13 protein-coding genes are annotated in these 13,944 nt (G+C 65.2%); 5 read left to right on the top strand and 8 right to left on the bottom strand.

The features are described 5' to 3' along the window. Positions 1-104: 104 nt before the first annotated feature. Positions 105-1,061, bottom strand: coding sequence for a histone deacetylase family protein (locus ACI3EV_RS07220; protein WP_329771576.1), 957 nt, complete (start codon positions 1,059-1,061; stop codon positions 105-107). 162 nt (positions 1,062-1,223) lie between these two features. Here ACI3EV_RS07220 and mltB point away from each other — a divergent pair, with 162 nt between their 5' ends. After that, positions 1,224-2,393 (top strand): lytic murein transglycosylase B, encoded by a 1,170-nt coding sequence (gene mltB / locus ACI3EV_RS07225; RefSeq protein WP_337691309.1) that lies wholly within the window; start codon positions 1,224-1,226, stop codon positions 2,391-2,393. A gap of 90 nt (positions 2,394-2,483) precedes the next feature. Here the strand turns inward: mltB and ACI3EV_RS07230 are convergent, their stop codons facing one another. From ACI3EV_RS07230 to ACI3EV_RS07250, 5 genes are all read right to left on the bottom strand, one after another. Further along, positions 2,484-3,776, bottom strand: coding sequence for an aminotransferase class I/II-fold pyridoxal phosphate-dependent enzyme (locus tag ACI3EV_RS07230; protein ID WP_337691311.1), 1,293 nt, complete (start codon positions 3,774-3,776; stop codon positions 2,484-2,486). Positions 3,777-3,883: 107 nt separating this feature from the next. Further along, the gene (chrA, locus tag ACI3EV_RS07235; protein WP_337691387.1) at positions 3,884-5,083 is read right to left on the bottom strand and encodes a chromate efflux transporter; all 1,200 of its coding nucleotides are present in this window, start codon (positions 5,081-5,083) and stop codon (positions 3,884-3,886) included. A gap of 30 nt (positions 5,084-5,113) precedes the next feature. Then, positions 5,114-5,587 carry a GNAT family N-acetyltransferase gene (locus ACI3EV_RS07240; RefSeq protein WP_337691313.1) on the bottom strand — a complete coding sequence of 158 codons (474 nt, stop codon included), beginning with the start codon at positions 5,585-5,587 and terminating at the stop codon, positions 5,114-5,116. Continuing rightward, positions 5,584-6,573 carry an alpha/beta hydrolase gene (locus ACI3EV_RS07245; RefSeq protein ID WP_337691315.1) on the bottom strand — a complete coding sequence of 330 codons (990 nt, stop codon included), beginning with the start codon at positions 6,571-6,573 and terminating at the stop codon, positions 5,584-5,586. Before ACI3EV_RS07245 ends, ACI3EV_RS07240 begins: the two co-directional genes overlap by 4 nt. 6 nt (positions 6,574-6,579) lie before the next feature. Further along, positions 6,580-7,674 carry a phospholipase gene (locus tag ACI3EV_RS07250; RefSeq protein WP_329771582.1) on the bottom strand — a complete coding sequence of 365 codons (1,095 nt, stop codon included), beginning with the start codon at positions 7,672-7,674 and terminating at the stop codon, positions 6,580-6,582. A 166-nt stretch (positions 7,675-7,840) separates the two neighbouring features. Here ACI3EV_RS07250 and ACI3EV_RS07255 point away from each other — a divergent pair, with 166 nt between their 5' ends. From ACI3EV_RS07255 to murI, 4 genes are all read left to right on the top strand, one after another. Continuing rightward, entirely contained in the window at positions 7,841-8,410 is a 570-nt protein-coding gene (locus tag ACI3EV_RS07255; protein WP_329771583.1) for a hypothetical protein, read from the top strand. A gap of 192 nt (positions 8,411-8,602) precedes the next feature. Continuing rightward, on the top strand, positions 8,603-10,156 hold the full coding sequence (locus tag ACI3EV_RS07260) for a fumarate hydratase (protein ID WP_337691317.1): 1,554 nt from the start codon (positions 8,603-8,605) through the stop codon (positions 10,154-10,156). Between the two features lie 72 nt (positions 10,157-10,228). Continuing rightward, entirely contained in the window at positions 10,229-10,936 is a 708-nt protein-coding gene (locus tag ACI3EV_RS07265) for a fumarylacetoacetate hydrolase family protein (RefSeq protein WP_329771585.1), read from the top strand. A 16-nt stretch (positions 10,937-10,952) separates the two neighbouring features. Next, positions 10,953-11,807 carry a glutamate racemase gene (gene murI / locus ACI3EV_RS07270; RefSeq protein WP_337691320.1) on the top strand — a complete coding sequence of 285 codons (855 nt, stop codon included), beginning with the start codon at positions 10,953-10,955 and terminating at the stop codon, positions 11,805-11,807. Between the two features lie 3 nt (positions 11,808-11,810). Here the strand turns inward: murI and ACI3EV_RS07275 are convergent, their stop codons facing one another. Next, positions 11,811-13,109 (bottom strand): MFS transporter, encoded by a 1,299-nt coding sequence (locus ACI3EV_RS07275; RefSeq protein WP_337691322.1) that lies wholly within the window; start codon positions 13,107-13,109, stop codon positions 11,811-11,813. Between the two features lie 6 nt (positions 13,110-13,115). Further along, the gene (locus ACI3EV_RS07280) at positions 13,116-13,742 is read right to left on the bottom strand and encodes a DUF6806 family protein (RefSeq protein ID WP_329771589.1); all 627 of its coding nucleotides are present in this window, start codon (positions 13,740-13,742) and stop codon (positions 13,116-13,118) included. Positions 13,743-13,944: the final 202 nt, after the last annotated feature.

Raw genomic sequence — 13,944 nt, forward strand, 5'->3', positions numbered from 1 at the left:
TTCTCACACACGATGCCGGCCCGCCCTGTCAGCGCACTGCCCGGCTGCAGAAACAACAAGGGCTGGCACAAGGCCAGCCCGATGCGCTCAGCAGATGGGGCAGATCAGACGTCGGCCAATACGCGCACGTGGGCCTCGACGCTGCGCGCCAGCGAGCTCAGGTTGTAGCCGCCTTCCAGCACGCTGACGATGCGGCCTTCGCAGTGGCGCTGCGCCACATACTTGATGCGCTTGGTGATCCACTGGAAGTCGGACTCGACCAGACCCAGCTGGCCCATGTCGTCTTCGCGGTGGGCATCGAAACCGGCCGAGATGAAGATCAGCTGCGGCTTGAACTCGTCCAGGCGCGGGATCCAGATGCCGTCCACCACTTCGCGGATGTCCATGCCCTTGGTATAGGCCGGCACCGGCACGTTGAGCAGGTTGTTGTCGTTCTTGAGCGAACCACCTTCGGGGTAGAACGGGTGCTGGAAGTAGCTGACCATCAGGATGCGGTCGTCGCCGGCAACGATGTCTTCGGTGCCGTTGCCGTGGTGCACGTCAAAGTCGATGATGGCGACGCGCTCCAGGCCGTGACGCGCCACGGCGTACTTGGCGGCAATCGCCACGTTGTTGAAGAAGCAGAAACCCATGGCCTTGTCGCCGCAGGCATGGTGGCCGGGCGGGCGCACGGCGCAGAAGGCGTTTTCCAGTTCTCCGGCCAGCACGGCATCGACCGCCTCGACGGCTGCACCGGCTGCCAGCAGCGCAGCGCGGTAGGTCTTGCTGTTCATGGAGGTATCGGTATCGAGCGAGAAGTGCTGCGAATCACCAGCGGCGATATCGTCTTCTTCCAGCCAGTCACTCATGCCGCGCATGGCGGCAATATGCATGCGGCGATGAGCCAGCTTGATCTCGGCCAGGTTGGCGGGGTTGGGCTGACGACGCTCCAGCGCATCGGCCACGCCGGTGATCAGCAGGCGATCTTCAATGGCATCCAGGCGTTCCGGGGCTTCCGGGTGGCCGGCGCCCATATTGTGCAATTTGCAATCATTATGAAAATAGTAGCCCGTGGCGCCCATTGTCCGTCTCCGAAGTCTCTTGTTAACATTTTGTAGTCTTATCAGTTTAATAGATTGTTGAGAGAGTGACAATCATGCGAAACCCTAGCGCCCACCCGTCCGGCCGCCGTCATCCGCTACACTGCTGACAAGCAATTGCATGACCAACCTTCCTGGCCCACCATGTCCGACTTCCAGCCCTCTTCCCCTGCCCTTCCCCAACGTGAACGCCTGCTGCTGCTGGGCGCCCTGACTGGTGCCGCCGCCCTTGGCCTGGCGGCCTGCGGCTCGACCAAGACGGAAAGTTCGGCTGCGCCCACACCCGCGAAGCCGGCCAGCCACGCACAGCCGCGCCGTGCCCGCAGCGGCCAGGTGCAGCCCATGCCGCTGAATGGCAGCTATGCCCAGCGCGCCGATGCCATGGCGGAGGTGCCCGAGATTGCGCGCCGTACCGGCCTGCCCGAAACCTGGGTACGCAATGCCATCGGCAATGCCAACTACCTGTCCAGCGTGCCGCGCCTGATCCTGCCGGCGGGCCGTGGCGTGCGCCGCAACTGGCGCGTGTATCGCAGCCGCTTTGTCGAACCGATCCGCATCCGCGCCGGCGTCAATTTCTGGCGCCAGAACCTGGCCACGCTGCAGCGCGCCGAGCGCGAGTACGGCGTGCCGATGAAGTACATCGTCGGCATCATCGGCGTGGAAACCATTTACGGCCGCAACAAGGGCGACATGCGCGTGATCGACACGCTGTCCACGCTGACTTTCGACTTTCCGCAGGCGCACCCGCGTGCGCGCGAGCGCCATGCCTTCTTCCAGGGCGAACTGGACCATTACCTGCAGCTGACCTGGGACAACCGCGACGATCCGCTGGCGCTGCGCGGCAGCTATGCCGGCGCCATGGGCCTGCCACAGTTCATGCCGTCGAGCTGGGTCAAGCACGCGGTGGACTTTGACGATGACGGCCATATCGACCTGATCAACAACACGGTCGACACGATTGGCTCGGTTGCCAACTACTTCAAGCAGTACGGCTGGGTCACCGGCCTGGAGCCGGTGTTCGATGTGCGCTTCGACACCAGCCGCCTGCAGCTGCCCACCCTGCTCGGCCCGGACATCGTGCCGAGCTTCACGCCGCAGCAGTTTGCCGAGCTGGGTGCCGTGGTCGAGCTGCCGCGTGGCTTTGACCAGAAGCTGGCGCTGATCGAACTGGAGAACGGCAACGCGCCATCCAGCTACCGCGCCGGCACGCAGAATTTCTACGTCATCACGCGCTACAACAACAGCAGCTACTACGCGCAATCAGTGATCGATCTGGCCGATGAGGTGGAGAAAGTGATCCGCCGCGGCGGCTGATCGGGCCAGCCCCGCACAACGACAAAAGGCGAGGAAAACCCTCGCCTTTTGTCTGTCCGGAGTACGTCGGGCACTCCGGTGGCAGCGGCATCAAGCCACAGCCAGGGCCTGCTCCAGATCCGCGATCAGGTCATCGATATGCTCGATGCCGATCGACAGGCGGATCATGTCTTCGGACACGCCGGCCTTTTCCAGTTCCTCGGCGGACAGCTGGCGGTGCGTGGTGCTGGCCGGGTGCGTGGCCAGGGTCTTGGCGTCACCGATGTTGACCAGGCGCAGGATCAGCTGCAACGCGTCCTGGAAGCGCGCACCGGCTTCGCGGCCGCCCTTGACGCCAAAGCTCATGATGCCGGAAGCGTTGCCAGCCATGTACTTCTGCACCAGCGCGTTGTCCTTGTGGCTGGACAGGCCGGCGTAGTTGACCCAGTTGACCTTGGGATGGTTCTGCAGGAACTCGGCGATCTTGAGCGCGTTCTGGCCGATGCGCTCCATGCGCAGGGCCAGCGTTTCCAGGCCCTGCAGGATCAGGAAGCTGTTGAGCGGGCTGATCGCCGCGCCCATGTTGCGCAGTGGCACGGTGCGGGCACGGCCGATATAGGCTGCCGGGCCCAGGGCTTCGGTATAGACCACGCCGTGGTAGCTCACTTCCGGCTCGTTCAGGCGGCGGAAGCGTGCCTTGTGCTCGGCCCAGGGGAACTTGCCACTGTCCACGATGATGCCACCCAGGCTGGTGCCATGGCCACCGATGTACTTGGTCAGCGAATGCACGACGATGTCGGCACCATGCTCGAACGGACGGCACAGGAACGGGCTGGGCACGGTGTTGTCGACGATCAGCGGCACACCGGCGGCATGCGCCACCTCGGCCAGCCTGGCCAAATCGGTGACGTTGCCCAGCGGGTTGCCGATGGACTCGCAGAACACTGCCTTGGTCTTGTCGTCGATCAGCGCGGCAAAGTCTTCCGGACGATCCGGATCGGCAAAACGCACTTCAATGCCGTACTGCGGCAGCGTGTGGGCAAACAGGTTGTAGGTGCCACCGTAGAGGCGCGCCGAGCTGATGATGTTGTCGCCGGCTTCGGCAATCGTCTGGATCGCGTAGGTGATCGCCACCATGCCGGAGGCCACTGCCAGTGCGCCCACGCCACCTTCCATGGCGGCAATGCGCTGCTCCAGCACGCTGCTGGTCGGGTTGGTGATGCGGGTGTAGATGTTGCCGGCCACCTTCAGGTCGAACAGGTCGGCACCGTGCTGGGTGTCGTCAAAGGTGTAGGAGGTGGTCTGGTAGATCGGCACGGCGGCAGAGCGCGTGGTCGGATCGGACTGGTAGCCGGCATGCAGCGCCAGGGTTTCGGACTTGAACTTGGACGGATCCAGTGACATGGGTGTCTCCTCGGGTCAGGGGGATTCTTGTGTTGGCGGAAAGTATCCGATGCTAGCACCTTACGCCGGCCTGTCCATGACCCGGCTCGGACAGATCAGTCATATGCTTATCGCCAGCTCTGCAGCAACAAGCCGGCCAGACCGGACAACAGCACCACCAGCCAGGGCGGCACATGGCGGCGCAACAGCACCCAGGCCAGCAGGACCAGCACGCCGTCGAGTGGCTGGCGCAGAGCCAGCGCGCCCTGCTGCAGCAAGGCCGCCAGCAGCAGCCCGACCACCGCCGCATTCACGCCCTGCAGCGCAGCGCGCAGACCGGCCAGATGGCGCCACTGCTCCCAGAACGGCAGCGCACCAACGATCAGCAGATAGGCTGGCAGGAAGATCGCCAGCAAGGCCAGCAGGCCGGCCCACCAGCCGCCCAGCGGCGCGTCCATGGCCGCACCCAGAAAAGCGGCAAAGGTGAACAGCGGACCCGGCACCGCCTGCGTCAGGCCATAGCCAGCGAGGAAGGTGTCGGCATCAAGCCAGCCGCGTTGCACGACTTCCGTTTCCAGCAACGGCAGCACCACGTGGCCGCCACCAAACACCAGGCTGCCGGCGCGGTAGAACGCGGCCGCCAGGCTGGCATGCAGGTCCGGCCAGGGTAGCCAGGCCAGTGCCAGCAGCACGGCAAACGCCAATAGCCAGAACAGCGCCTGTCGGCGCGACAGCGGCACCGTCATGGCCGCCCCGGGCTGGGCCGGTGCGCTACGCAGCAGCGCATAGCCAGCCAGTCCGGCCAGCAGCAGGAACAGGAGCACCAGTGCCGGCCATTGCGGCGTCAGCAGCACCGCCACCGTCATCAGCAGCATCAGCACGCGCTCCGGCAGCCCCTTGCAAAAGGTCTGCGCCATGCCCCAGACCGCATGCGCCACCACGGCCACCGCCGCCAGTTTCAGGCCCTGGATCAGCCCGTGCGGCATGCCGCCCCACTGTGTCAGCCCCAGCGCCGCCAGGATCAGCACGATCGCCGATGGCATGGTGAAGCCGATCCACGCCGCCAGCGCGCCCAGATGGCCGGCGCGCATCAGGCCGATCCCCATACCGACCTGGCTGCTGGCCGGGCCGGGCAGGAACTGGCACAGCGCCACCAGATCGCCATAGGCTTTGTCGTCCAGCCAACGCAGACGCTCCACAAAGGCTTCACGGAAATAGCCCAGATGCGCGCTAGGACCGCCAAACGAGGTCAGCCCGAGACGCAGGAATACCAGCAGCACCTGCCAGGCGCGTTGCAGAGAGGAATCGGAGGTATCAGGATGGGACAGTTCAGACATGGTGGCCATTCTCACCCGGCATCATGACGGTCTTGTCATGTCCAGCACCATCTGCACATGCGGGATGCCACCCTCGTCATAGGTATGCGGCGTACGCTGGTAGCCCAGTTGCGCATAGAACGGCGCGGCCACCTGCTGCGCTCCCAGCACCAGACGCTGGTCACCGCGCTGAAGCGCCTGCTCCTGCAACACCAGCAGCAGCTGACGGCCCCAGCCCTGGCCGCGAGCGGGTTGCATCACGGCGACACGGCCGATGCGGCCAGTGGGCGGTTCACCCTCGGCCACTGGCTCCCGCAGCAGGCGCGCCGTAGCCAGCACCACACCGCTAGCATCGCGAATCACCAGATGCAAGGCGTCGGCGTCCAGTGCATCGTATTCCTCGTCGTGCGTAAAGCCCTGCTCCTGCACGAAGACAGCATCGCGCACCTGCATTGCCGCTTCACGCAGATCCTCCCAGCTACCGAGCTGGCAGACATGGTCAGGCAGGGTCTTCATGCCAGCTCCGGCTGCAAGGCGGCGCGCAAGGCAGCAGCGGCATCGCGATGCGCGAGCAGAGCTTCGGGAATGGCACGACCCATCTTGATGAACTCGTGGATGGTGCCGTGGTAGATCTCCAGCTCGACTGGCACACCGGCCATGCGCAAGCGATCTGCCCACATCATGCTATCGTCAAAGATGGGATCGCATTCGGCCAGGCCGATCCAGGCCGGCGCCACGCCATCGACATCGTCGGCATGCACCGGGGCAAAGCGCCAGTCCATGAACTCATCCGGCTCGGTGACATAGCTGTTGAACATCCACTGGATCTGCGGCTCGGTCAGCAGGAAGCCGTAAGCGTATGCGCGGCGCGATGGCGTCAGCGCTGCCTCCTGCATGCCCGGGTAGAACAACAGCTGCAAGCGCAGCGGCAGACCGGCATCGCGCGCCTGCACGGCGCAGCCCGCTGCCAGCGTGCCACCGGCGCTGTCGCCGCCCACGGCGATGCGTTCCGGATCCAGACCGAGCACGGCGCCATGTTCATGCAGCCAGGCCAGGCTGTCCCAGGCGTCCTCGAAAGCCACCGGGAACTTGTATTCCGGGCCGAGCCGGTAATCGACCGATACCACGGCGCAGCCGCTGTGCTGCGCCAGCGCGCGGCACAGCGTGTCATGCGTATCCACGCTGCCGACCAGAAAGCCGCCGCCATGGAAGAACAGCAGCACCGGCAGCACGCCCTGCTGTTCGGTCGTGGCGACGTACAGGCGCGCCGGCATCGGGTAGCCGTCACGCGCCGGCATCGTGAAATCCTCGATACGCGCCAGCTGCGGCGCCGGAATTTCGAGCACGCCGGAGCCGCCGGCATAGGCGGCACGCGCTTCCTCCACCGGCAGCGTTTCCATTGGCGGGCGCGGATGGCGGTTGATGCGGATCAGCAGATCGCGCACATGGGGCTTGAGGCGGGCCCAGGCCTGGGGATCGATTCGGGGATCAGGGACTTGCATATACGGTCAAGGGGGTAAGACCTGGCCGGGATCGGGGCGCTCCAGCCAGGCGGCAAATTCATCCACCAGCTGTTCGCTGGCGGCAATGGCCTGGTTCCAGTCGCGCATGCGCGCAGCCGGGTCGGCCAGGTGAAAACGGAAGTCGCTGCGGTCAGGCAGCTTGCCGCGCGGCAGGCTGGCGACCCACTCCGGACGCAGGCCGAGCAGCAACACATGATCCAGCGCGGCACTGCTGCCGTGGCGCCAGCGCCAGGCCTTGTCCAGCCAGCCCGGAATCACGGCGCGCTGGAAATGCGGGTACAGCACGATGCCGCTCTCGCCGCCCTGCCCGCCGCGGTAGCGCAGATGCAGATGGTAGTCGGTGATGCCGCCATCCCAGCAGGCACCGGGCGGCGCGCCCGGAATATCGTGCACTGCCTGCAGCACGAACGGGATCGAACCGCTGGCCTGCAGCACGGTCAGCAGGTTGCCGGCCTCCAGCGCGATCTGCTGCGTGGGAAACCGGTCATCGTCAAACGGCAGCGCTGCGCCGCCGCTAGAAAACACCAGCCGTTGCAGCCAGCGCCCGAGCGCCTGGCGCTGCACCGCATTGCCGGCATAGGCCGCCAGATAGCCGGCCAGGGTTTGCCAGCGACCGTTCTCGCGCTGCAGCAAGCCGCGTCCCTGCGAGGCCAGCACGTGCAGGCGGTAACGCGGGTTCTGCACGATGGCCTGCTCGTGCCCGGCAAACATCTGCTGCAGGAAACGGGCAAAGGCCGCGCTGACCTCAGCCGGCGTCGGCACATGGCGCGCGCCGGCCTCCTGGCGCTGGCCAAAATCGCCGCGCACATAGATGCGCTCCAGTTCCTGCAAGGCCGCCACCGGATCGGGCATGCAGGCCGAAGCCCAGCGCCAGGCACCGATGGAGGCGCCAATCAGGTCGATCGGCTGATCTGACTGCGGCAGCCAGTCGCCAAACAGGAATCGGTCCAGCCGCAGCAGCATCAGGCCCTTGGGGCCACCAGCGGCGGCCGGCAGCGCCCGCACATGCTGCGGCTGCAGGCCATGGTGCTGGATATGGCGCAGCGCGGCAGGACCGGCATACAGGGCAAGGGCTCGCATCGGCAATCAGGCAGTGGAAGACTGTCCCAGTGTAAATCTGTGCACTGTGTCACGCGATCGGCCGGAAAATAGCATCTGCTTACAGCAGGATATGTCAGGAATATTGAACCGCGGACATCGTCACCCATCTAATTGGCTGTCCACCACCTCTTGAGGAGTCTGCCAGATGAATGCACTGGAAATGGCACAAGGTCACCCGACCCTGGAAAAGGCCGTGAAGCGCTCGCGCGCCATGCTGCACCGCAAGGCCATGACCGGCGCCGTGACCAGCATGGTGCCGATTCCGGGCATGGACCTGTTTGTCGATGCCACCCTGATGAGCAAGCTGATCCCACAGATCAACCAGGCCTTTGGCCTGACGCCGGAGCAGATCCGGCAGATGGATCCGGAGCGCCAGGAAAAGCTGCAAAACGCCATCGCCACCGTCGGCGCCGTGATGGTCGGCCGCATGGTCACGCGCGACCTGGTGCTGCGCGCCATCAAGATGGTCGGCGTGCGCCTCACCACCAAGCAGGCCGTGCGCTATGTGCCGATCGCCGGTCAGGTCGCTGCCGCCTCGCTTGGCTACGCCGCGCTGCGCTACCTGGGCGAACAGCATATCCGCGAATGCGTGCGCGTCTGCCTGGAAGCTGGCCATGCGCCGGCGCTGCCGGGGCCGGTCACTGCGCAGGTCGCCGAGGTGGTGCCGGAGAAGAAGCGCCGCTTTCCTCTGTGGCTGAGCCGGCCGGCGGCCTGAGACTTCACGCTTGACCAGCCAACCGCCATGCATGCATGGCGGTTTTTTTGCGCCTGTCCGCCAGTGCCTCCACGTTATCCCGCCCATAGCCCCAATCCATCGTCACCCCCGGCCCCAAGGGCTAAAATCGGGAGTGTTGCCCGGCCACGCGCCAGGCAAGCCCTTTCCATACCCATAACGAGGACACACCCCATGACGACCATCATCAAGCAGGACGATCTGATCGAATCGATTGCTGGCGCGCTGCAGTACATCAGCTACTACCATCCGGCTGACTACATCTCGCACCTGGCGCGTGCCTACGAGCGCGAGCAGTCGCCTGCGGCGAAGGATGCCGTGGCGCAGATCCTGACCAACAGCAAGATGTCCGCCACCGGCCATCGCCCGATCTGCCAGGACACCGGCATCGTCAACGTGTTCCTGAAGGTCGGCATGGACGTGCGCTTCGAGGGCCTGACCGGCAGCCTGGATGACGCCATCAACGAAGGCGTGCGCCGTGGCTATGGCCTGGCCGAAAACCGCTTGCGCGCGTCCGTCGTGGCAGATCCGCACTTTGCGCGCAAGAACACCAAGGACAACACGCCGGCCGTGATCTTTGTCGAACTGGTGCCCGGCGACAAGCTGGACGTGACCGTGGCGGCCAAGGGCGGCGGCTCCGAGAACAAGACCAAATTCGTCATGCTGAACCCGTCCGACAGCCTGGTCGACTGGGTGCTGAAGACCGTACCGACCATGGGTGCCGGCTGGTGCCCACCGGGCATGCTGGGTATCGGCATTGGCGGTACTGCCGAGAAAGCCATGCTGATGGCCAAGCAGAGCCTGATGGAAGACCTGGACATGTACCAGCTGCAGGAAAAGGCCGCCAAGGGCGAAAAGCTGGACCAGGTGGAAGAACTGCGCCTGGAGCTGTTCGAAAAGGTCAACGCCCTCGGCATTGGCGCGCAAGGCTTGGGCGGCCTGACCACGGTGCTGGACGTGAAGATCGCCATGTACCCGACGCACGCGGCCTCCAAACCGGTTGCCATGATCCCGAACTGCGCGGCCACCCGCCATGCCCACTTCGTCATGGATGGCAGCGGCCCGGTCTACCTGGACGCACCCAGCCTGGACCTGTGGCCGCAGGTCAACTGGACGCCCAACACCGAAACCAGCAAGCGCGTTGACCTGAACACCCTGACCAAGGAAGAAGTCGCCAGCTGGAAGCCGGGCCAGACCCTGCTGCTCAACGGCAAGATGCTGACTGGCCGCGATGCTGCGCACAAGCGCATCCAGGACATGCTGGCCAAGGGCGAACCGCTGCCGGTCGATTTCACCAACCGCGTGATCTACTACGTTGGTCCGGTCGATCCGGTCGGTGACGAGGCCGTGGGCCCGGCTGGCCCGACCACCGCCACCCGCATGGACAAGTTCACCGACATGATGCTGGAAAAAACCGGCCTGATCGCCATGATCGGCAAGGCCGAACGCGGCCCGGTCGCCATCGAATCGATCAAGAACCACCAGTCGGCCTACCTGATGGCCGTGGGCGGTGCCGCCTATCTGGTGTCCAAGGCGATCAAGAACGCCAAGGTCGTCGGCTTCGAGGACCTGGGCATGGAGGCGATCTACGAATTCGACGTGGTAGACATGCCGGTCACCGTAGCGGTGGATGCCGGCGGTACCAGCGCCCACATCACCGGCCCGGCCGAATGGCAAAAGCGTATCGCCACCGGCGAGTTCAAGGGCATTGACATCGCCACGGCCTGATCGCCGCCGGCTGCCCGCTGCGGGCGGTGGCCTTCGGGCTACCGCCCTTTTCCCCCTTGCAAAGGTCTTGCCATGACACAGGACAGCTACCTCTTCCCGCCCCCGCCGGTGGCCTCGGCCGAGATCGCCGGCGACAGCCGCCGTTTTCCGGTCAACCGCATCTTCTGCGTTGGCCGCAACTATCTGGCACACGCCATCGAGATGGGCTTTACCGTCGACAAGTCGGTCGATCCGGCGTTCTACTTCATCAAGTCGAATGCGCACCTGATCCCGTCCGGCAGCAGCCTGCCCTACGCACCGCGCACCAACAATCTGCACTACGAGATGGAGCTGGTCGTCGCCATTGGCAAGGGCGGCCGCAACATCGATGAAGCTGATGCACACCAGCACATCTTCGGCTACGCCTGCGGCTTTGACATGACGCGCCGCGACCTGCAATACCAGGCGCGCGACAAGGGTCGCCCCTGGGATACCGGCAAGAACTTTGAAGGCGCTGCTGTGCTGTCGCCCATCGTGCCGATGCCGGAACAGGTGCTGGAGCAAGGCGCCATCACGCTGCAGGTCAATGGCGAACAACGCCAGTCGGGCAACCTGAACCAGCTGATCTGGAACATCCGCGAAGTCATCGCCGACCTGTCGCGCTACTACACGCTGCAGCCTGGCGACCTGATCTACACCGGCACGCCCGAAGGCGTCGGCCCGGTGCAGCCGGGCGACCAGCTGCACGGCGAAGTCGAAGGCGTGGGCAGCATCGCGCTGCGCATCACGGCTGCGGCCTGATGCTGACGGGCAGAGCGTGAGCGAGACCGATTACTCCCGCCAGCCGATCGGCGTGTTCGACAGCGGCGTCGGCGGCCTGAGCGTGCTGCGCGAGCTGCTGCATGTGCTGCCGCAGGAAGACCTGGTCTATCTGGCCGATACCGCCTGGGCGCCCTATGGCGAACGCAGCACGGAAGAGATCCAGGCGCGCAGCTTTGCCATCGCCGATTTTCTGGTCGAACGCTACCGCATCAAGGCGCTGGTGGTGGCCTGCAATACCGCCACCGCGCAGGCGGCACAGGAGCTGCGCGCCCGTTACCCGACACTCCCTCTGATCGGCATCGAACCGGCGATCAAGCCGGCCGCCGCCCTCACCCGCACCGGCCATATCGGCATCATGGCTACCCATGGCACGGTTGCCAGCAGCAAGTTCCAGCAGCTGGTACAGACCTGGCGGGGTGAGCATGATGTGCGCGTGCAGGCCTGCAACGGCCTGGCACTGGCGATCGAGAATGCGCTGGATGGCCCGGCCGGGCTGGCCGAAGTGCAGCGCCTGTGCGCGATCTACGTGCAGGCGCTGGAACCCTTTGCCGGACAGGACCCGGAGCACGGCATTGACACCCTGGCGCTGGGCTGCACGCACTACCCGTTTGCTGCCCGCACGCTGCAGGAGCTGGTCGGCCCGGCCGTCACGCTGATCGATCCGGGCGAATCGGTGGCGCTGCAGACGCGCCGCCTGCTGGAAAAGACCCGCCTCAACACCCCTGATCCGGAAGTCGGCACGCCACGTCAACTGTCCTGGCTGTGCACTGCCGCGCCCGAACGGCTGGCACTCGCCGCCGACAAGTGGCTGGGCATTCACGCTGCCCAGGTTGAACAGGTCCAGATCTGAAGATCAGGCTGCCAGCGCCGCCTGGCGACCGCGCTGCACCCGCATCGGCCACAGGAAGGCCATGCCAAGCACAAAGAACAGGCTGCAGGCCAGAATCGCCACGCGCTGGTTGCCCGACGCGGCCCAGGTAATCAGGCCGTAGCTGATCGGCCCGAGGATGCTGGCCAGCCGCGTGACCGTGGTCCACAGGCCAAAGTATTCCGCCAGCTGCTGCGGCGGTGCAAACAGCCCGACCATGGCGCGCCCGGCTGACTGGCTGCTGCCCATGCACAAGCCGGCAATCGTGGCCGCCACCCAGAACTGCGGCTTGCCACTGGCCGATGCCGCCAGCAGGCAGACCATGATCCAGCCGACCAGCGTCAGTGCCAGCGCCAGCCGGTGGCCAATGCGGTCCTGCAGCTGGCCAAACAGCAGCGCCCCGAATGCCGCCGCCAGGTTCAGCGCCAGCACCATGATCATGGTTTCCTGCGATTCAAAGCCGATTACCTGCTCGGCATAGATAGCCGCCAGCGTGATCGCCACCGCCACGCCAGCCTGATAGCACACCGTGCTGCCGAGCAGCAGGCGCAGGTCCGGCAGTTGTCGGGTCTGCTGCCAAGTGTAGCGCAGCTGGCCAAAGCCATGCGCGATACCGGTGCGCGTGGTCTGCGCGCGTGGCCGTGCATGCTCGCGCAGCAGCGCAAACGTGCCCAGCGCCGGCAGCCCATACAGTGCCGCCGTGATCAGCATGGTCACCGCCACATACTGCCCGGCCGGCATGCCCTGCGCCTGCGCCCACAGCACGAAGGCCAGGCACACGGCCAGCGTCAGCATGCCGCCGGCATAGCCAAAGCCCCAGCCGAGTCCGCTCACTCGCCCCATCGCCTCGGGCCGCGCCAGCTCCGGCAGGAATGCCGCCGTGAGCGACTCGCCCATGCTGTAGAAGGTATTGGAGATGACAATCAGCAGCACCGCCAGCGCCACCATCCCCGGCTGCGCCAGTGCCAGCGCAGCCGTAAACAGCACGCACAGCAGCGTCACCAGCATCAGCAGCCGCTTCTTGGCGGCACGCTGGTCGGCCCAGGCGCCCAGCGCCGGCATCAGCAGCATCACGATGGCATTCGACAGGCCGATTGCCAGCGTCCACAGCAGCGTCGCCCAGCTGGTCGCACCAGCTACAGCCGAAACGAAATAGGCAGAGAACACCGCCGTGAGCACCACGGTGGTGTAGCCGGAATTGGCAAAATCGTACAGCGCCCAGCCAAACACCTCGCGCCGGCGCACACCGGGGTTGAGCGCCGTCTCAGGCAGCAAGGCGCGCATCGGCGATCAGTGCAGGTGGCGCTTGTTGCGGCCCGGGCCGCGATGGCCAGCCGGGCCGGAGCCGCTTGGCGGCTTGCCCAGTTCCAGCGATTCGACCAGCGCATCAAAGCGCTGTGTGAACAGCTTGTCCACCTCTTCCACCACGCCGCGCAGCTCGTTGCTGTCGAAGTGGCGCTCCATCACCGCGATCACATCCTGCACCAGCAGGTCGCGCTGGATCTGCATGATGGCGGCCGGCGTCGGGCCGACGAACACGATCATGAAATCGTCGCGCGCTTCCTCGCCACGATTCTCGTTGTCCTCGTCGTCGTATTCGGTGTCGTAGAAAGTGACCTCGATCGGCGCGCCGGTGCTGGCCAGTTCGTTGAGGTTCATGCACATGTCATCGATATGGCGGCGGAAACCTTCATCGCCGCGCACTGTCCAGCACATGCGCAGCAGATTCTGGCGCTGGTCGTACTGGATGCCGGGCTCCTCGTCATAGGCGCTGGCAGCGCCATCGGCGAGCGAGCGCGCACCCGCATACTGCCACAGCGGACGCAGCGCTTCGGCCACGTCATCGGTCGTCACTTCAGGATGCAGAGAGACCTCGCCGTGCACATGAATTTCAAAAGGGGGATCGTAATGTGCCATAGGATTTCTCTTGCTTTCATCATCTGGGGCGCACTGACTGCAGGCACCCGGTGCTGCAAGTGTACCGGAGCCCATCCGGCAACTGGTCATGATTTGTACACATTTGCCAAGCCCTTGCAAGCCGGAAAATGCCAGTCTGGCGCAGACAGGGTAAAATGCGGGTATTCCCTTCAACCAGCAAGAGCAGGAAAGGCAGCACGGG

The sequence above is a fragment of the Allobrachymonas wangyanguii genome, assembly GCF_045055315.1.
In the GTDB taxonomy this organism is placed as follows: Bacteria; Pseudomonadota; Gammaproteobacteria; order Burkholderiales; family Burkholderiaceae_C; genus Brachymonas; species Brachymonas wangyanguii.